A 16,897-nucleotide genomic window follows, 5' to 3' on the forward strand; every position below is an offset into this window, starting at 1 on the left:
GCCCTCGCGAGTGCGCCCCCAACCAAGCCGGTGACGTACGGCTGTTTCATGGATCCGACCGCGGCCGAGGCGCAGACGCGCGGGGGGGGCGGCCGAGTCCGCCGGTTCGAAGGGGGCGGGTGGTGGTTTTGGAGGCTGCGCGGCGGCGGTAATTCCACCGCGATCCGATCCAGCGACTCAGAGGCCCCAGCCGTCCGGTGCGGTCTTGAGCGGGCCGAAGGCCGCGTTGTAGTACTCGCGCAGTTCGGCGCACCGGCCGTCGGGCGCGAAGGTCAGGACCAGGCAGCCCGGCAGGGTCACGCCTTCTGACGGGTCCTTGGCCGGGTACCAGTCGTCGTCGCGCATGGTCGCCCACCACTCCACCGTCGCGCGATCGCCCTCTACGACGGGTGCGCCGAACCGAAGGTCGAGGTCCTGCTGCGTCCGGGTCGCCTTCCGCCAGTACGCGGCAATGGCCGCGCGGCCGACATGGGGCTCGGCGAGCGGGTTCGACCGGTAGACGGCATCGGGTGTGAACAGGTCGACGATGCCCTCGTCGTCCTTGGTCGCCCAGGCTCGGCGGTAGCGGTCGACCCAGGCTCCCACGTCGATTCTCTCGTTCATGAACGAAGCGTGGCATGCGAGCTGGCCGGAGCGGATCGGTCGCCGCCTCAGCCCTTGGACCTAGGACAGCGCTCCTGAGTCAGGGGTCGCAGTAGTACTCGGGAAAGTTCGGGCGGATATAGCTGAGCGGAGCCAGCACGGAGCAGGCCCGCGAAGGATCGGAGCGGGTCGGTAGCGACGAGCTGAGGATCGTGGTGCCGGTTCGGTGACGGGCCTGGTCAGGTGGGTTGGTCGGGCAGCAGGTCGGTCAGCGCGGTCCGGACGGCGGCTCGGCTTACCCCGTGGATGCGGGCGAGGGCCGCGATGGCGCTTCCGTTATCGCGGAACGCGGTCCGTACTTCGTCGCGGCGGGCGCCGTTGAGTGCGGGTGGCCGGCCTCGGTAGCGGCCTTGGGCCTCGGCCGCGGCGATGCCCTCGCCGGTGAGTTCGTTCTGCAGGTCGCGCTGGAACTGTCCGACTGCGGTGATGACGTTGATGAGCAGGGCTGTGGTGGGGTCGTTCACGGCGAGGTCGTGGAAGTTCGACAGCGGCCCGGACAGGACGCGCAGGGCGACGCCGCGCGCGGTGCACCAGTCGCGGACGCTGTGGATGTCGATCAGGTCGCGGCAGAGCCGGAACAGCTCGGAGACCGTCAGCACGTCGCCCGGGTGCGCTGCGGCGGCGATTTTGGCGAACGCGGGCCGCTCCAGCGCGGGAATCTTGGAGGTCGTCGCGGGGTCCTCGAACAGCAGCACCCCGGCGGCGGGGCGGAACCCTTCGGCGACACCCTCGGTGCGCACGAGGAGGCCGGCCTCGGTGAGGATGTGGCGCTGGCGCAGCAGCGACTGGGTCGCGGTGGACACGCGCGAGTAGACGATCCGCACCGGCGGCTCCCGCGGAAAGAGGGGTGGAGGACCCTTCTATCTGGCGGGAAATCCTGTCGTCAATCAGCACTCAGAATCGGTCACCTTGAGCGGTGTTCCATCACTCGGTGTCCGTTTTTTCAGGGGGTTGGGCGGCGGCTCGGCGGGGTGTCGGGAAACCTTCCAATCCCGACACCCCGTCGTGAAGCCCATCCGGGCCTGGAAGGTCATCGGGGATTCCTGGGAGGCTTGTGGAGGAGGGGTTCGAGGCGGGCGGCGGTCTGGCGGTATCGGCTGACGGGGACGAGGTGGACGCCGTCGAAGGCGCCGCTGTCGCGGATCGCCAGGACGTGGTCGCAGGCGGCGGCGATGCCGGCGTCGGGGTCGGCTTCCACGGCTTGGACGAGTGCGTCGGGGATGGTGATGTCGGGGATGGTGGCGGCGAGGTTGCGGGCCATGGTCGCGCTGGCCAGGACCATCACTCCGGCGTAGACGGGTGCGTTGATGGTGATGGTCTCGCGCTAGCGCAGCAGGTCGTCGGGCCCGCGAGGAGGCTGAGTGCAGGAATTAGCGGTAGGCGTTGAGTCGAGGTTCTTGGACTGATCGGCGGGTTGAGGGGCCGGTCGCTCTGCGGACGGCGCCGAGCGCCGAGATTGATCTTGGTGTGGGTGTTCCGTTAGGGGATCCTCCACCGGAACACCCGCCAGGTCGGGGTGTTCCGTATAGGTGTTCCATGAGCTGTTCCGGTGAAGGCCCCCTATCCGGAACACTTGGGGGCGTGAACGGAACCCGGGTCGGCTACGCGCGCTGCTCCACCGACGAACAAGACGTGATCATCCAGACCGAGCAGCTCCTCGCCCTCGGCGTGCCCGAAGAACGCATTTACATCGACCGCGGCTTCTCCGGCAACACCCGCCGCAACCGGAACGGACTCGACCAGGCCCTCGCCGCCGTCTGGGACGGGTCGGTGTTCACCGTCACCAAGTTCGACCGGTTCGCCCGCAACATGGCCGAAGCCAACGACATCCTCACCGGCCTGTCCGGCCGCGGCGTCCTGTTCGGCCTCGGCGCGTCCGTCTATGACTGGAACGACCCGTTCGGCCGGCTGTTCCTCCAGACCCTCGCCATGGTCGCGGAGTTCGAGGCGAACATCGGGCACCAGCGGACCCGCGAGGGGATGGCGCTGGCGAAGAAGAACGGCAAGCTCAAGGGCAAGCAGCCCAAACTCCCTGCGCCCGCCCGGCGCTCGATCCGCCGCCGCTACGCCGAGGGCGAGGTCTCCCTCGCCGACCTCGCCACCGAATACAGCGTCGGCCGCTCCACCATCCACCGCATCGTCCACGGCCAGGACCTCAGCTGAGCGCGTATTCGGCTGCGCCCGGTCAGGCGGTCGCTTCCGGTACGGGGGCCGGGGGGGCGGTGAGGCTGCGGGCCAGAGTGTCGATGATGGAGCGGGTGTCGGCGTCGGTGGTGGGGTGGGTGAGGAGTCCTTCGATGACGAAGGTCGCGATGGCGGTCATGGCGGTGAGGTCGGCTCCGCCGGTTCCGGTCGCGGCGAGTTCGTCGGCGAACAGGCTGTCGGCGAGGCGGTGGAAGCCGGTGTGCCAGGTGTCGATCGCCGGGGAGGCGGCGGCGCGGGTGTGCACGGTGTTGACGAGGCGGTGCAGGCGCCGCAGGCGTTCCACGGCCCACAGCAGGCGTTCGGCCGCGGGCCGTTCGGCGATGGCGGCGTACTCCTGCAGCGCCCCGGCGAGGAGCTGGTCGAGGACGGCGACGAGCAGCGCGTCCTTGTCGGCGAAGTACCAGTAGACGGTGTTGACGGTGATGTCGGCGTCCCTGGCGATCTGCCCCATGGACGTGGCCTCATAGCCGTCGTCGGTGAACCGCTGTGCGGCGGCGGCGACGATCTGTTCGCGCTTGGCCTCCCGGTCCTGGGGGCGTCGGTTCCGCGGCATCCACCCACCCTATCTTGAACGCCCCTCAAGAACCGGCTACCTTCTTGAGGGCCATTCAAGATGGAGGGGGCCGACATGGCCGAGGACTTCACCGAGCAGGCGCTCGGCCGGCTCACTACCGCGGGACTGCTGGAGGCGTTCACCGGCATGGACGCCCCGGCGGTGCAGGAGATGGACGGTGAGTACGCCGCCAGGCTCCTGGCGCAGCCGAACGCGTTCGCGGTGCTGACCGGGCACGGATGCGTGTCGAATCCGCTGATGCGCTGGGCGTGCAAGGGATTCCGGCCGGTGGACGGGGACAGTGGGCGCGGCTACAACGCCTTCTCCGGTCTGGGCCGGCTGCGCGGCCGCTATCCGATGCGCACGCTCGTCGCCCCGTCCCGCTACGACGGCCGCCCCGCCTACACCCTGATCTACCGCGCGTTCCACTCCGCGTGCGGGACGCTCCACATGGTGGACGAGGTGCGGCGCGCGGCACCTGGCGTCTACCTGGGCATGGGTACTTGGGGGTTCACCGACCGGCAGCGCCGCGTGCCCCGGCCCTTCCTGCTGACCGGTCCCACCGCCCCCTACCGCCAGGACGTCGGCAGGCCGCGCGCCGGCTTCGTCCCGGGCCTGCGAGAACTACCCCGCCACCACGCCTGACCTCCTTCGAACAGAAACGGATCCTCGATGAGAGAGTCCTCCCCGGCCCGGTCCGGGCCGCGCACCGCGCTGGTCACCGGAGCGTCGGCGGGAATCGGTGCGTCGTTCGCCCGCCTGCTGGCCAAGCGCGGCTATGGGCTGCTGCTGGTGGCGCGCCGAGCCGAGAGGCTGGAGAAGCTGGCCGCCGATCTCACCGGCCGCCACGGGGTGCGCTGCGAGGTGTTCGCCGCCGACCTCACCGACCCGACGGCACCGGCCGCCGTCATCGACCACGCCACCACCCGGGGCCTGAGCATCGACGTGCTCATCAACAACGCCGGCCTGTCGGGCCACGGCGCCTTCGCCGACACCGCCTGGCAGGACCTCGCCGCACAGATCCAGCTGATGGTGAGCACGCCCACCGAGCTGATCCACCGCGTCGTGCCCGGCATGAAGGACACCGGCTGGGGACGCATCGTCAACCTGTCATCCCTGGCCGCCTTCGCGCCCCCCGCCGCCAGCCTCCTCTACACCGGCATCAAGAGCTACCTCCTCAACACCTCACAAGCCCTCGACATGGAACTCAAACCCCACGGCATCCACGTCACCGCACTGTGCCCCGGCTTCACCCACAGCGAGTTCCACGACGTCATGGGCACCCGCGGCCAGGCCGACCGCCTCCCCAAGATCCTTTGGCAGCGGCCCGAGCACGTCGTCACCGAAGGCTGGACCGCCGTCACCAGAGGCAAACCGGTCTGCGTCCCCGGCACCGTCAACAAGATCTCCGCCGCCGCGATGAAACCCCTCCCCACCCGCCTCGCCTACACCCTGGGCAGAGCCCTCAACCCCTTCAAGGACTGAGGCCCACACCCCCGTCGCGCCGACCCGCGCAGAGCCGGAGGAAGCACCGCCCGGCATGCGGGGGCCCATGATGGCGAAGGAGCCGGCGAGCTCGGCCAGATGCCCCGCCGGCTCGTCCTCCAGCTCCAACGCCGCCAGCACCCGCGGCCGCGCCGCCTCCCAGCCAGCACCTTCCAGCAGCCGGGCGCGCGGGGCGCTCCACCGGTCGGCGCCGACGGCGAACACGTCCCGGCGCCGCAACGCGGCGTGCAGGTGCATCAGCGCGCACAGCGTGAACGCGGCCTTGTCGACCTGACCCGCGGGCAGCTCGGGGTTGGCGAACACCAGCGGCCGCCACGACCCCGTCACCAGGTCCTCGTGCGCGGCGACGTCCGCGCGGTCGTAGCGGCGGCGGGCCTTGGCCATCGCGGCGGCCGCGGCCACCATCGCCAGCACCGGCTGCCCGGCCTCCACCGCCCGGAACTCGATCGTCTCCAGCAGCAGCTCGATGAACTGCTGCACTGTCCGGTACCGCTTGACCAGCTCGGCCCGCCACGCCGCCGCCGCGTCATCATCGGTGGCGGGCACGAACGCCGCGATCACCTCGACCGCCGCCGACAGCTTCTCGCGCGGCACCACCCGCTCGATCTCGTTCCACACCTCCGCCAGCGACACCAGCCGGTCCTCGGTCGCCTGCGGAGCGCTCATCAAGATCTCCATCGCTGAGGCGACATGCCGGGCGGCGCTGCGCAGCTTGGGCAGGGTCCGCAACTGCTCGGCCTTGCCCGCCCGTTCCGCCTTGGCCAGCAGGTTCGAGGTGATCAGCAGGTCCAGCACGTCCAGCGCGTCGTCGATCGACGCGGTCTCCAGGTGCCGGACCGTGGCCAGCAGCGTCGCGGTCTGCCGCCGCTCCTCCAGATCCCGCAGCGTCGGGGCCTTGGACGCCATCCCGTACCGGGCCAGCGACGCCAGCTTCACCGCCGGCACCGACTCGACCTGCACCCGCCCCGCCCCGAACCCGGCGATCTCTGAGACCCGGTCCAGCTCCCGCACCAGCACCCGCCCCGACGCCTTCACCGGCGAGGTCCGCAACCGCTCCAGCTCCGACACCCGCCGATCCTCCTGCACCACCAGCAGACCCCGCAGCACCGCGGCGGTCTCGGCCGGCGTCCGCTCGGCCAGCAGCCCGTACAGCCGAGCATTCTCGGCCCGCCGCACCTCCCCTACCAGCCGCGTCAGCACCGTGATGCCCGGCAGCAACACCCGCTCCCTCACCAGGTGCACCACCGCCCGGTCGAACAGCGCCCGCGGGCCCTCGGTCGTCGACCACACCCGCGCCGCCACAAAGCGACGCAGCTCGGCCTCCCCGTCGGCGAAGTCTCGGTAACCCAGCAGCTCGCGGATCTCCCACGCGTGCTCGTACACCGTCTGCGCACGCCGCCCGTACTCGGCGAACTCGGCCGGATCGACGCCGACCTGCTCAGCGACGAACCCCACCGCCCCGGCAGGAACCGCCGTGGGCTTCTCGATCAGGAACACCCCGAGCATCCGCACCGTGCCCCACTGCACCGCCCAGCCCAGCCTCGTCGACGGCCGCCGCCGCTTGTCCACCTGCTCCAGCGCGACCCGGTCCAACCGGAAGAACTGCTCCAGCTCGGCCACCGACGGCTCCTGCGGGAACCGGCCATAGCGGGCGACCTGCTCATCAGAGAGAAATTCGAAGGGCATGGCCCCGGAACGTACGGGCCCTCACCAGGGCAGACCCGGCCCGTCACCGAACCGAAACGAAGATCAGCTTCCTACCGCTAAATCCTGCACCCAGCCTCCTCGCGGGCCGTCGAGGCTGTAGCTGACCTGGGCGAACACGAAGTCGGCCTGCTGCTTCCAGGCGGGCAGTGGCCGCATGCCGAAGACGTCACGACCGACGGTGGCGGCTCGTTGCCCGTGTGGACCCCGGAAACTGGCCCAACGTAGGACTTCCAAACCTCTCGCCCGCCAGGGTGCCGTCATGACGGTGCGATCAACAGCGCTGCCCGCTGCGACGGACCTACGCTGGGTCGCCTCGAATCGCCCGTTTGAGCGAGGGTGTTCCGCCGGGGCCTCGACAAGGGGTGCCGGTAAGAACCGTGTCATGAGACCCAAACGGCGTTGATCTTGTTGTGATTTGGCTTCGCTGAGCTGGGCGAACTCAATCGCGTGTACCTGGTGTCACCAGTCTTGCCGGCACCCCTACCCGCACATCCGGCAGATGCGCGAACGCACCCGAGCCAAGTACGTCGAAGCTTACGAACGCATCACCGGCCGCCCCTTCACCTGAGGCGACCACGGCCTGACCGGAATCAGGGGCCCCGGCGGGCGTTGAGGCGGGCGGCCTGGCGCGTCAGGTGGACGACCTCGGCGAGGTTGGGCGCCTTCTGGGCCGCTTCGGCGTACAGCCGTGCGGCCGTGGCCAGGTCGCCATCGCGCTCGTGCAGGTAGGCCGCCACCGCGGCGTACCGGGGCAGTGAGTCGTCCAGCGCCGCGAGCGCCGCCAGCCCGGCGCGCGGTCCGTCGGCCTCGCCGACGGCCACCGCGCGGTTGAGCCGGACCAGCGGGCTGTCGGTCAGGCGCGCGAGCTCGTCGTACCACTCGACGATCTGCACCCAGTCGGTCTCCTCGGCGGTGGGCGCGTCGGCGTGGAGCGCCGCGATGGCGGCCTGGGCCTGGAACTCGCCGAGCCGGTCGCGGGCGAGGGCCGCCTGCAGGATCTGCACACCCTCGGCTATCGAGGCGGTGTCCCACCGGGTGCGGTCCTGCTCGGCCAGCGGGATGAGGCTGCCGTCGGGCCCGGTCCGGGTGGCGCGGCGGGCGTGGTGCAGCAGCATGAGCGCCAGCAGCCCCGCCACCTCGGGGTGGTCGATCGCGGCCGCGAGCCGCCGGGTGAGCCGGATCGCCTCGGCGGCCAGGTCGACGTCCCCGCAGTAGCCCTCGTTGAAGACCAGATACAGCACGCGCAGCACGGTGGCGACGTCGCCGGGCTGGTCGAACCGCACGCCGGAGACGGTGCGCTTGGCCCGGCTGATGCGCTGCGCCATGGTCGCCTCGGGCACCAGGTAGGCCTGGGCGATCTGGCGGGTGCTCAGGCCGCCGACGGCGCGCAGCGTGAGCGCGACCGCCGACGCCGGCGTCAGCGACGGGTGGGCGCACAGGAAGTAGAGCTGGAGGGTGTCGTCCACCTCGGGCGCGGGCCCGGGCGGCGGCTCCTCCTCCAGAAGGTCCTCACGCCGACGGCGGGCGGCGTCGGCCCGGGTCGCGTCGAGGAACTTGCGCCAGGCCACGGTGACCAGCCACCCCTTGGGATCGCGCGGCGGGTCCTCCGGCCAGACCCGGACGGCCTCGACCAGCGCGTCCTGCACGGCGTCCTCGCCCGCCGCGAAGTCGGCTCCGCGGCGGACGAGGATCCCCAGCACGCTCGGCGTGAGGCTCCGGAGCAGCGCCTCCTCGATCGCAGAGGTCACTCGGTGACGGTGGGCGACTCGGTCAGGAACGGGCGCAGCTCCAGCCACTCGTGGATCGGCCTCCCGCCCGCCCCGGGCGCGGCCGACAGCTCCCCGGCCAACTCGACGGCACGCTCGTAGCCGTCGACGTCGATCACCATCCAGCCCGCGATGAGGTCCTTGGTCTCGGCGAACGGGCCATCGGTCACCGGCGGGCGCCCCGCACCGTCGTACCGGACCCACCTCCCCTCAGGGGCGAGCGCCTGACCCTCGACGAACTCACCGGTCTCCTCCAACCGGGCCGCAAAATCGTTCATGTACCGCAGATGCGCCGAGATCTCCTCGGGCGTCCACTGGTCCATGGGCACGTCGTTGACCGCCGCCGGAGCACCGCGGTAATGCTTGAGCAGCAAATACTTGGCCATTGTGATTCTCCTCAGTGCTGGTGCGACCCATTCTGGCCGCGTTCACACCAGGGACGAAGCCGCCCTCAGGATCTCGACATCCCCACCCGAAATTTTTCGGCTCCCGTCGATGACCCTTGACGCCACCCGCGATCCCGACGACTGCGAACAAGATCCAGTGGCCCTGGACGCCGAGGTCACACCCCAACCGTCAGCGCCTGGAGTTCCCGTGCAGCCAGAAGCGAGCGCGCCCGCCCCCGCATCGCCCCAAGGACCCGGCGGGCGGTGAGCGTGACCCGCTTGATGCGCCGCTCCACCGCAACCGCATCGATCACGCTCACGGCTTCCCTTCCGGCCTCGCCCGGATCGGTCCGCGCGTGCATGGCGGCGCGGTAGAGCTTGAGTTGAACGGCAGAGTAGAGGTGCGTGTCGAGCCGGTAGAAGCGCAGCCAAATCACAACAAGATCAACGCCGTTTGGGTCTCATGACACGGTTCTTACCGGCACCCCAACAAGGGCGAGTCGCTGCACGCGCTCAAGCGGGACCTGCTGTACCCCCACGAGGGCGCGGTGCGCGCCCGGCCCCTGGAGCAGCAGACCGAGCAGGCCTGGTGCCTGACGCTGGTCACCAACGCCGTGGTGACCTGGACAACCGAGTATTACGGGCTGGGGGTCGCCTCGATGCGCGCGGCCGGCCGCCGGATCGACGACCAGGTCCTGGCCCACATCTCCCCGGCGCACAGCAAGAACATCAACTTCTTCGGCGCGATCGACGTCGACATCGAGGGCGAGCTCGCCCAGCTCGGCCCCACCGGGTACCGGCCCCTGCGCATCCGCGACACCCTGTTTTGAACCTGGGCCGGCTGATGGAGGTCGAGGTCAGCCGCCGCCGGTGTCGCCGGGCGGGCAGCAGGTCCGCAGGTAGTTGCGCAGCTCGGTGAGGGACCGCTCGACCGCCAGGGTGTCGACGCGGTAGCGGACCTGTTTGCCGTCCTTGCGGGAGGTGAGCAGGCCGCCGCGGCGCAGTAGCGCCAGCTGCTCCGAGGCGCCCGACTGGCCGATGCCCAGGCATTCGGCGACGGTCCCGACGCTCAGCTCGGCCCCGCCGGCGAACAGCTCGAGCATCTGCTGGCGCTGCTCGCTGGCTGGAGAAGCTACTGGCCTGGCCGGCCAAACAGCGGATGCCGAACCTGCTGCTGGCACCGAGCTGATGGAGGTCTTCTCCGTCGGCCGAGCAACGGTGTACCGCGTGCTGGAGCGCGCCGCCGGCGCCACCCTGTCAGGAGCGTCCTCGTGACGGCAGAGGCGCCCTTGATGCGGACCGGGCGGGCGATGGCGATCACCACCATGGTGTCCGAGGGTCACCGGGGGTTCGTTCGCACGATGGTTCTGGTCGCGTGCTCGGGCTGGGGACGCGGCTGCTGGATGCCTACACCGCGGCGAACGTCACCCCGAACACGATCTATGAGCTGGTGATGGGTGGGGCAGTGGCCAGCGTGGTCGTGCCGCTGCTGGTCCGCACCGCCGCAGACGACACCTCGATGGCGAGTTCGGCGTCGGGCCGGATCCGGTCCAGGTAGCCGGCCCCGGTCTGTCCTGGGCCTGGGTGGGGGGACCGCTTCACTCGAACGGGTCCGCGCCGGCCGCCGGCACGGGGGGCTGGGTGTCGTCGGGACCCGACCCCCGGGGAGTCAGGCATGATGGGCCCCGGCAGCCGACGTGAGGGAGATCCCCGATCATGATGGTGTCCAGGCGGAGCAAAGGATGTCATGGGAGCGGAGTCGATAGCCGTGCCGGACGGAAGCGGCTTCTCTTTTCCTGCGCCTTAGCCGGAGCGCTTTCCCTTGCTTCGACGGGTTGCGGGTCGGGTGGTAGTGAGCATGGCAAGGGCCACACGGCACCGCAGCTTAAGGTGATCGCCAAGGTCGACGTCGGCAAGGGCCCGGTATCCGCGGCGATCACACCGGACGGCCGGTATGCCTACACGGCCGGTCAGCAGGACGTGTCCGTGGTTGACCTGACTCACAACAAGGTGACCGACACCGTTTCGTTCTCCGGCAATCCCGCGCTCGTCAGGTTCAGTCCGGACGGGCGCCAGGCTCATGTCGCGGGGAACACCGACCTGGAAGGCGGTCTGGTGACGGTCGTGGACACCGCCGCGCGAACCGTGTCCGCCAACATCGGTGTCGAAGGGGGGCCTCTCAGTGACCTGGTCGTATCGGCTGATGGCCGGAGCCTCTACACGGTGAACACGGGAGGCGGTCTGGCACGCATCGACGCTCAGCGGGGAAGGTTGGCGGGCCGAGTGCAGCTCCCGACGGGCAATCACAATGCGCTTGCCCTGTCCCGGAACGAACGTACCGCCTACGTCACGAGCTCCTCCCTGAGAGCCGACGTTGATCCGGCCAAAGTCGACATCCTCGCGGTCGACCTGGCCCGCAAGCGCGTCACCGCGAAGATTCCGGTGGACCACGGCGGTATATCCGGTCTTGAGATGGCACCCGACGGGCGCCGCATTTACGCGAGCCATTTCCCGCAGGAGCAGGGCGTTCCGAACATCGTGTCGGTGATCGACCCGGCCGCCGGTTCCGTGACCGGTACGGTTTCCGTCCAGGGCCGGAGTACCGGCCTGGCCTTGGCGCCTGATGGACGCCGTATCTATGTGCTCAATGAATCGGGCATTCTCCAGGTCGTCGACACCACCTCCGGCAAGGCGATCGCGAGCACTACGGTGGGCAGGGAGACGACCGGAATGGCCGTTTCACCCGACGGTCGCCGCGCTTATGTCACCGATGAGGGTGAGGAACAACTCGTCGTCGTCGCCATTGATTGAGTGCCTGTTTTTCATCTTGCTCTGTGCTGATCGAGGGTGCTGCCGTATTGCATCCGATGCGAACATAGCCGTCGTTAAGACCTTTGGTGCCCCACGGACAAGGTCTAGCTGCATAAGAACGATGGGGGAAGAGAACTCATGCGGGCACGGATATCGATCGCCATCATCGCCGCCGCCGTGAGTCTCGCCCTGCTAGGCGGGGTGCTGGCCGCGATGAGCGACGGGCCATCGGCGCCGCAACAGGTCGCCGACAACCCCTGCCCCATCGACCCGTCCGGGCAACAGGTCCGCAGCCCGTCGGAGTACACGAAGGCGCCGGTCTACACCGGGCCGCCCCCGCACCCAATCCAACTGATTGCGGTCAGCCTCCCCGACGCCACCGGCGCACGGGAGGCCAATGCGATTCAGTCGGCGCCGGACCTGCCAGGTGACTGGCAGGCCGATGACCAGTCCCGCGACGCCCAGTTGGTCCTGTGCCGACGGCTGGCCGAAGGGACACCGGTGGGCAAGTGCTCCTACCGAAGCGATCAAGGAATCACGGGCACGGCGACGCTGACCAAGTCCACCTACTCGTACCAGCTCTACGAGGCCAGGACCGCCCGGCTACTGACGCGGTTCGAGGTTGCGGGGACGGGCGGTTGCCCGAACGCTCTCACCGTCAATGCGGTCGTGCCGAAGACCCTGCCCCAGGGCATCGACCACCGCAAGGTCTCACCAGCCATTCGGTCCTTCGTGGAGACGTCCCGCTAGTCAGCGGAGCCCGACCGGAGCCGAGATCATCCTCCAGCTCCGCGCGGTCCATTAGTGGGCTTTGAACAACCGCTGATCTTGCGCTCGGGATGACCGGTCGAGAACGCTCAGGAACGGTAGTGGCGGGCGGTGATTCGGCGCTGGCGTCCAGGAGCCGTTCCTTGCGCATCAGCGCGCCACGTTCGGCGCTGCCTTCGGGCAGGGCGTCGTAGGCGGCCAGGATCCGGGTCTTGTAGGCCGCGCTGAACACCCGGCGTTTGGGCCTGGCCGGCCGCTCCGCCCGGCTGCTCATCGGTCACCCGACCATCTTTCCGCTCGGTCATGGCGGCCTGGTCGGCGAGGGTCATCGTCACTGTCTCGATCGCCCTGTCACGCCCTGCTTGGCATTAAAAGGACTCGTTCGTCCCATGTCTCGCAGGAGTCCGGCAGAGAGGGCGGCGATCTCGGCCCAGGTGGCGTCTGCCACCGCCGGAACTGGGCCGTCAGGTGGTGGCCACACCACCCCTGGCTCAGCCTGGAGTAGGTCAAATTCGGAGAGGAAACCGCCGCCCGCCGCCCGCCGCCCGCCGCCAAACAACCAAGAACGCTACGGTTGGCGGCAAACGGTATGCGCCTGCCTGAGGTGGTGCAATGGCAAATCCATGGATCAGGATCCTGGCCTGTGCTCTGGTCATCATCGGTCTGGTCCTGTTCATCAACACCAGAGAGGCGGTCGTGAACGGCGACGCCGTCAAATGCGGCCGAAGCCAGATGAGACCCGGTCAGCTGTGCGGGAGCTTTGGCGGCGGCGAAGACCGCACCTACGAGGAGGAAAAGAAGAGAGAAGCCCGCGAGGTAGTCATCGGCTACACCGGGGTGGTGCTCGGCAGCCTCGGCATCGTCCTGGTCATCAGCCATGGGATCGCCACGCGACGAAGAAACCGATAGCGGCAACAACGCCGCGGTGGGACGTCGCGTTCGGGAGCGGGCGCCGGGCTGGAGAGAGCCGCACCTCCGGGAGTCATGGCCCTGGTCGTGTCGGCGAGCACCGCCGACGATGCTCGCCCGGAGGAACCCCGTACGCTGCTTTGAACGCTCGATTGAAGACGACGGGATCCCGCAAGCCCCATCGTGCGCCGATGTCGGTTCTGCGGCACACCGGCATCCGCGTCGAGGAACTGGTGGAGCTCACCCATCTCAGTGTTCGGCAGTATCAGCGGCCGAGCGGTGAGGTGATCGCGCTGCTGGTGATCGCGCCCTCCAAGAGCAACCGCGAACGCGTCATCCCGATGTCGGCCGAGCTGTTCCACGTGATCGCCACGATCATCCGGCGCCACACCGTCCACGGGCCGATCCCGCTGCTGCCCCGCTATGACGGACACGAACGGACCTGGACCGCCCCGATGCCCTACCTGTTCCAGCGGCAGATCGGGTCGGTTCGCCGCGTGATGAGCACCGGCACCGCCCTGAACATCCTGCGCCGCCGCTGCGAACTCATCGCCGAGACCGACCCCCGGTTCCGCGGACTGCACTTCACCCCGCACGGCTTCCGCCGGCTGTTCGCCACCGAGTTGATGAACAACGGGTTGCCGATCCACATCGGGGCCGCGCTGCTCGGCCACCTCAACCTGCAGACCACCCGCGGCTACGTCGCGGTCTTCGAAGAGGACGTCACCCGCCACTACCAGGAGTTCCTGGCCCGCCGCCGAGACCTGCGACCGACCGAAGAATACCGGCCGGCCACCGAAGAGGAGATGACCGAGTTCGAGGAGCACTTCGACAAGCGCAAGGTCGAACTTGGATCCTGCGGAAGCCCCTATGGCACGCCCTGCCAGCACGAACACGCCTGCATCCACTGCCCGATGCTGCACATCAATCGCAAGATGCTGTCCCGCCTGGACGAGCTGGAGGCCGACCTTCACGAACGCAAGAAGCGAGCGAGCGCCGAGGGGTGGATCGGGGAGGTCGAAGGCATCGACCTAACGCTGCGGTTCCTCACCGACAGCCGTCGCCGCGGGAGACTTTGCGGCGCCAGGCACGGCAGGCCTCACACAGCCATCGGGTGTGAGGGGTGGCGCCCCAGCCCAGGCAGTCGGTGCAGGAGTCCACGACCTGCGGGGCGAAGCGGTGGCAGCGGCGGCACAGACCGGCGGAGTAGTAGTCGCGATCCGAACCGCATCTGCGGCACGGCGGAGGGACACGGGGGCCTCCGGGAAGGCAGTCGTAGCAGTGGGCATGCCGGGGGGTGGCGACCGGTTTGGCGCAACACGGCGAGCAGGGGCGGGGAGCGGTCACGCTGGCGGCAGCGTCCGATTGCGGCCCAGCCGCGGGGTGATCGAAGCACCGGTCGTGCCGGTCGATGAGTCCTCGGCCTTGCGTGGCTTGCGGGCCTTAACCTGCTCCGGCTCGCAGATGAGCAGGTCGGTGGGCGCGCACTCCAGCACGAAGCAGATCACGTCCAGGTCGTCCAGCCGAATCGTGGTCGGCGTCCCGGTCCACAGGGCCGACATCTTCCCGGCGCTGATCTCCAGCCCGGCATCGGCAAGCCGCCGACGCATCTCGGTCGATTTCCAGATACCTCGTCGGCCGCTTTCATCCGCAGGTTCCAGCGCATCAGTCCACCTTCCCTCGGTGGCCAGCCGGGCGGCCATGCGGTCGTTGGCCTGCGCCCACGCGTTCTCGATGTGGTCGTCGTGGACGTGGATGTAACGGGTCGTGGTCGAAAGCCAGGAATGGCCAAGCAATTCCTGAATCGCCTTCAAGTCCATTCCGCGTGAGTAGAGAGAGGAGGCACAGAAATGCCGGAGCACGTGTGGGGTGAGACGCCCGCGCCAGGCGGGGAGGTACTCGCCGACCACGGTCTTCAGCTCCGAACGGAGCGCGTCATCGCCGGCCCGCGAGCAGCGGCTGGTCATACGATCGCGGCGTTCGCTGGGCAGCAGCGGCGCGTCGGGGTCGTCCCAGTCGTTCGCCGAACTGGTGCCGGATGTCGGTCAGCCACCATTCCATCAGAGCATCGATGGACTCGATCGCCGGGACCAGCCGGGTCTTGGGGCCCTTGCCGCGGCTGCCCTTGCCGAAGCGGACGTGCAGCTTGCCGTACTCGCCCAGGTCCGGGCGCCAGTTACGGATGTCCAGGTGCACCGTCTCGCTGATCCGCAGCCCGACCCGCCGCCACAGCGACGCGGCCATGTAGTCGCGTGCCGCGGGCAGAAACTTGCGTGCCTGCGGCAGCGCCTCGCGCCAGTGGGCGAACAGCAGATCGATCTCGTCCTCGCGCGGCGGCACACGGATGACCTGTGCGCTGGGATCAGCCGGCCGGTTGTACTCATCGATCGGCTGCACCAGCACGTGCCCGGTAAGCGCGTGGACATCACCCTGATAGCGGAAGATCAGGAAGTCGTAGAACTGCGCGAGGGTCTGCGCCTTACGCACCAACGTCGTGCGGGCCAGCCCCAGCTCCTTACGCTGATGCGTCAGGAACCGGTCCGCGACATCCGGGGTCGCCTCCCAGACCGATCGGCCAGAGAACCGCAGGAACTGGAAGATCACCGACCGTTCCTCCGCGATATGCCGATCGGTGATCCCAGCCCCTGCCGAAGCCAGCGCGAACTGATCGACCAACTCCTGCTCGAAGTCCTCCAACTCCTGGGCCGACCGAAGCCGCTGCGCAGTCCCCAACGACCGCACCACCGCCAGCGCCACGAACGCCTCATTCCATCAAGAGCCCCCACAGGCTCACCAATCCCGACCACCACAGATAAATATCAGCAGTCTGTCGGGAATCTCGACGAAACGACGAAATCCGCTGGAGACCCCGCAAACCCAAGCTGGCCTGGCCATCAACCTGGCCAGCAGCGATCTCAAGAACGGCAACCCGCGGGAGTTGGGACAACCGGACAAGCAGTCTCGAACTTCCGCATCGCCTCGACGCCGCGGTTCTTCGACCGCCAGTCGAACGACTGGAAGGACGGCGAGGTACTCTTCCTGACCTGCAACATCTGGCGGCAGGCCGCCGAGAACTGCGCCGAGACCCTGCAGCGCGGCATGCGGGTGATCGTGCAGGGCCGGCTCAAGCAGCGCTCGTACGAGACCCGCGAGGGTGAGAAGCGCACCGTCTTCGAGATCGAGGTCGACGAGGTCGGCCCGTCGCTGCGCAACGCCACCGCCAAGGTCAACAAGACCCAGCGGCAGAGCGGCGGCAGCTTCGGCGGCGGCCAGGGCGGCGGCTTTGGCGCGGGCCAGCAGAGCGCGCCGACCGGCGACACCAGGGCTACAGGCGGCGACCCGCCCTTCTGACCGTCGCTGACACAAGACGCCCACGCATTGCTGCATCCCGCCACCCCGGATCCCAGGGTGGCCCCTCCCATATTCCGCTCACCTTCTGGACGGTGAGGATGACCCAGCCGCCTGACGACGCCAGCACGGTGCTGGACGGCATCGTCTACCTCCTGCATTTCACACGGCCCTACAAACACGCCAAGCACTACACCGGCTGGACATCGGACTTGGACGCACGCCTCGCCGAGCACGCTGCCGGCCGCGGCGCTCGCCTCCTGTAGGTCGTCCACGCGGCGGGCATCACCTGGACC

General features: G+C 69.0%; 19 protein-coding genes and 3 pseudogenes. 11 read left to right on the forward strand and 11 right to left on the reverse strand.

The genetic code is table 11. The features are described from left to right. Nucleotides 1-177: 177 nt before the first annotated feature. From QP089_RS24085 to QP089_RS24095, 3 genes are all read right to left on the reverse strand, one after another. The gene (locus tag QP089_RS24085) at nt 178-603 is read right to left on the reverse strand and encodes a nuclear transport factor 2 family protein (protein ID WP_285914179.1); all 426 of its coding nucleotides are present in this window, start codon (nt 601-603) and stop codon (nt 178-180) included. Between the two features lie 218 nt (nt 604-821). After that, nucleotides 822-1,466, reverse strand: a complete 645-nt coding sequence (locus QP089_RS24090) for a recombinase family protein (protein ID WP_285914180.1) — start codon at nt 1,464-1,466, stop codon at nt 822-824. A 206-nt stretch (nt 1,467-1,672) separates the two neighbouring features. Beyond that, nucleotides 1,673-1,924 (reverse strand): hypothetical protein, encoded by a 252-nt coding sequence (locus QP089_RS24095; RefSeq protein WP_285914181.1) that lies wholly within the window; start codon nt 1,922-1,924, stop codon nt 1,673-1,675. A gap of 299 nt (nt 1,925-2,223) precedes the next feature. Between QP089_RS24095 and QP089_RS24100 the strand changes: the two genes are divergently transcribed. Then, nucleotides 2,224-2,805: a recombinase family protein gene (locus QP089_RS24100; RefSeq protein ID WP_285914182.1), complete on the forward strand. Its 582-nt coding sequence runs from the start codon at nt 2,224-2,226 to the stop codon at nt 2,803-2,805. 22 nt (nt 2,806-2,827) lie between these two features. On the opposite strand, the gene QP089_RS24105 is transcribed toward QP089_RS24100, so the two are convergent. Continuing rightward, nucleotides 2,828-3,400 (reverse strand): TetR/AcrR family transcriptional regulator, encoded by a 573-nt coding sequence (locus tag QP089_RS24105; protein ID WP_285914183.1) that lies wholly within the window; start codon nt 3,398-3,400, stop codon nt 2,828-2,830. A 75-nt stretch (nt 3,401-3,475) separates the two neighbouring features. Here QP089_RS24105 and QP089_RS24110 point away from each other — a divergent pair, with 75 nt between their 5' ends. Together QP089_RS24110 and QP089_RS24115 are read left to right on the forward strand one after the other, a co-directional pair. After that, nucleotides 3,476-4,045: a hypothetical protein gene (locus QP089_RS24110; protein WP_285914184.1), complete on the forward strand. Its 570-nt coding sequence runs from the start codon at nt 3,476-3,478 to the stop codon at nt 4,043-4,045. 27 nt (nt 4,046-4,072) lie between these two features. Beyond that, nucleotides 4,073-4,885 carry an SDR family NAD(P)-dependent oxidoreductase gene (locus QP089_RS24115; protein ID WP_285914186.1) on the forward strand — a complete coding sequence of 271 codons (813 nt, stop codon included), beginning with the start codon at nt 4,073-4,075 and terminating at the stop codon, nt 4,883-4,885. Nucleotides 4,886-6,091: 1,206 nt separating this feature from the next. On the opposite strand, the pseudogene QP089_RS24120 reads toward QP089_RS24115, so the two are convergent. From QP089_RS24120 to QP089_RS24135, 4 genes and pseudogenes are all read right to left on the reverse strand, one after another. After that, nucleotides 6,092-6,592, reverse strand: a pseudogene (locus QP089_RS24120) (DUF4158 domain-containing protein); the annotation flags it as partial. A gap of 611 nt (nt 6,593-7,203) precedes the next feature. Further along, a complete protein-coding gene (locus QP089_RS24125; RefSeq protein ID WP_285914516.1) occupies nt 7,204-8,349 on the reverse strand; it encodes an RNA polymerase sigma factor in 1,146 nt (381 codons plus the stop codon). Between the two features lie 8 nt (nt 8,350-8,357). After that, nucleotides 8,358-8,765: a YciI family protein gene (locus tag QP089_RS24130; protein WP_285914187.1), complete on the reverse strand. Its 408-nt coding sequence runs from the start codon at nt 8,763-8,765 to the stop codon at nt 8,358-8,360. 176 nt (nt 8,766-8,941) lie between these two features. After that, nucleotides 8,942-9,202 (reverse strand): hypothetical protein, encoded by a 261-nt coding sequence (locus QP089_RS24135; RefSeq protein WP_285914188.1) that lies wholly within the window; start codon nt 9,200-9,202, stop codon nt 8,942-8,944. A 60-nt stretch (nt 9,203-9,262) separates the two neighbouring features. Between QP089_RS24135 and QP089_RS24140 the strand changes: the two are divergent. Next, a pseudogene (locus QP089_RS24140) lies at nt 9,263-9,595 on the forward strand (Tn3 family transposase); the annotation flags it as partial. Between the two features lie 27 nt (nt 9,596-9,622). Here the strand turns inward: QP089_RS24140 and QP089_RS49045 are convergent. After that, nucleotides 9,623-9,868 (reverse strand): helix-turn-helix domain-containing protein, encoded by a 246-nt coding sequence (locus QP089_RS49045; protein ID WP_446474080.1) that lies wholly within the window; start codon nt 9,866-9,868, stop codon nt 9,623-9,625. 272 nt (nt 9,869-10,140) lie between these two features. Here QP089_RS49045 and QP089_RS24150 point away from each other — a divergent pair, with 272 nt between their 5' ends. From QP089_RS24150 to QP089_RS24170, 5 genes are all read left to right on the forward strand, one after another. After that, nucleotides 10,141-10,323, forward strand: a complete 183-nt coding sequence (locus QP089_RS24150) for a hypothetical protein (protein ID WP_285914190.1) — start codon at nt 10,141-10,143, stop codon at nt 10,321-10,323. A 332-nt stretch (nt 10,324-10,655) separates the two neighbouring features. After that, entirely contained in the window at nt 10,656-11,576 is a 921-nt protein-coding gene (locus tag QP089_RS24155; RefSeq protein WP_285914191.1) for a YncE family protein, read from the forward strand. Between the two features lie 138 nt (nt 11,577-11,714). Then, nucleotides 11,715-12,326: a hypothetical protein gene (locus QP089_RS24160; RefSeq protein WP_285914192.1), complete on the forward strand. Its 612-nt coding sequence runs from the start codon at nt 11,715-11,717 to the stop codon at nt 12,324-12,326. Nucleotides 12,327-12,956: 630 nt separating this feature from the next. Beyond that, nucleotides 12,957-13,253, forward strand: coding sequence for a hypothetical protein (locus tag QP089_RS24165; protein ID WP_285914193.1), 297 nt, complete (start codon nt 12,957-12,959; stop codon nt 13,251-13,253). A 152-nt stretch (nt 13,254-13,405) separates the two neighbouring features. Continuing rightward, nucleotides 13,406-14,668, forward strand: a complete 1,263-nt coding sequence (locus QP089_RS24170) for a tyrosine-type recombinase/integrase (RefSeq protein WP_285914194.1) — start codon at nt 13,406-13,408, stop codon at nt 14,666-14,668. On the opposite strand, the gene QP089_RS24175 is transcribed toward QP089_RS24170, so the two are convergent. Beyond that, complete coding sequence (locus QP089_RS24175) at nt 14,597-15,220, reverse strand: helix-turn-helix domain-containing protein (RefSeq protein WP_285914195.1); 624 nt, start codon at nt 15,218-15,220, stop codon at nt 14,597-14,599. The two genes, QP089_RS24170 and QP089_RS24175, sit on opposite strands and share 72 nt — an antisense overlap. After that, nucleotides 15,189-16,010 carry a site-specific integrase gene (locus QP089_RS24180; protein ID WP_285914529.1) on the reverse strand — a complete coding sequence of 274 codons (822 nt, stop codon included), beginning with the start codon at nt 16,008-16,010 and terminating at the stop codon, nt 15,189-15,191. The genes QP089_RS24175 and QP089_RS24180 overlap by 32 nt, the downstream gene beginning before the upstream one ends. 189 nt (nt 16,011-16,199) lie before the next feature. On the opposite strand from QP089_RS24180, the pseudogene QP089_RS24185 reads away from it, so the two are divergent. Together QP089_RS24185 and QP089_RS24190 are read left to right on the forward strand one after the other, a co-directional pair. Next, a pseudogene (locus tag QP089_RS24185) lies at nt 16,200-16,604 on the forward strand (single-stranded DNA-binding protein); the annotation flags it as partial. 98 nt (nt 16,605-16,702) lie between these two features. Further along, nucleotides 16,703-16,867 (forward strand): GIY-YIG nuclease family protein, encoded by a 165-nt coding sequence (locus QP089_RS24190; protein ID WP_285914196.1) that lies wholly within the window; start codon nt 16,703-16,705, stop codon nt 16,865-16,867. The last annotated feature ends 30 nt before the right edge of the window (nt 16,868-16,897 follow it).

Source organism: Actinomadura opuntiae (assembly GCF_030283205.1).
Taxonomy (GTDB): domain Bacteria; phylum Actinomycetota; class Actinomycetes; order Streptosporangiales; family Streptosporangiaceae; genus Spirillospora.

Excerpts from the sequence above, each read along its gene's own strand:
- QP089_RS24115 (WP_285914186.1), top strand. The coding sequence starts at position 4,073 with ATGAGAGAGTCCTCCCCGGCCCGGTCCGGGCCGCGCACCGCGCTGGTC.
- QP089_RS24110 (WP_285914184.1), top strand. The coding sequence starts at position 3,476 with ATGGCCGAGGACTTCACCGAGCAGGCGCTCGGCCGGCTCACTACCGCG.
- QP089_RS24105 (WP_285914183.1), bottom strand. The coding sequence starts at position 3,400 with ATGCCGCGGAACCGACGCCCCCAGGACCGGGAGGCCAAGCGCGAACAG.
- QP089_RS24160 (WP_285914192.1), top strand. The coding sequence starts at position 11,715 with ATGCGGGCACGGATATCGATCGCCATCATCGCCGCCGCCGTGAGTCTC.
- QP089_RS24085 (WP_285914179.1), bottom strand. The coding sequence starts at position 603 with ATGAACGAGAGAATCGACGTGGGAGCCTGGGTCGACCGCTACCGCCGA.
- QP089_RS49045 (WP_446474080.1), bottom strand. The coding sequence starts at position 9,868 with ATGCTCGAGCTGTTCGCCGGCGGGGCCGAGCTGAGCGTCGGGACCGTC.
- QP089_RS24095 (WP_285914181.1), bottom strand. The coding sequence starts at position 1,924 with ATGGTCCTGGCCAGCGCGACCATGGCCCGCAACCTCGCCGCCACCATC.
- QP089_RS24190 (WP_285914196.1), top strand. The coding sequence starts at position 16,703 with ATGACCCAGCCGCCTGACGACGCCAGCACGGTGCTGGACGGCATCGTC.
- QP089_RS24175 (WP_285914195.1), bottom strand. The coding sequence starts at position 15,220 with ATGACCAGCCGCTGCTCGCGGGCCGGCGATGACGCGCTCCGTTCGGAG.
- QP089_RS24130 (WP_285914187.1), bottom strand. The coding sequence starts at position 8,765 with ATGGCCAAGTATTTGCTGCTCAAGCATTACCGCGGTGCTCCGGCGGCG.
- QP089_RS24165 (WP_285914193.1), top strand. The coding sequence starts at position 12,957 with ATGGCAAATCCATGGATCAGGATCCTGGCCTGTGCTCTGGTCATCATC.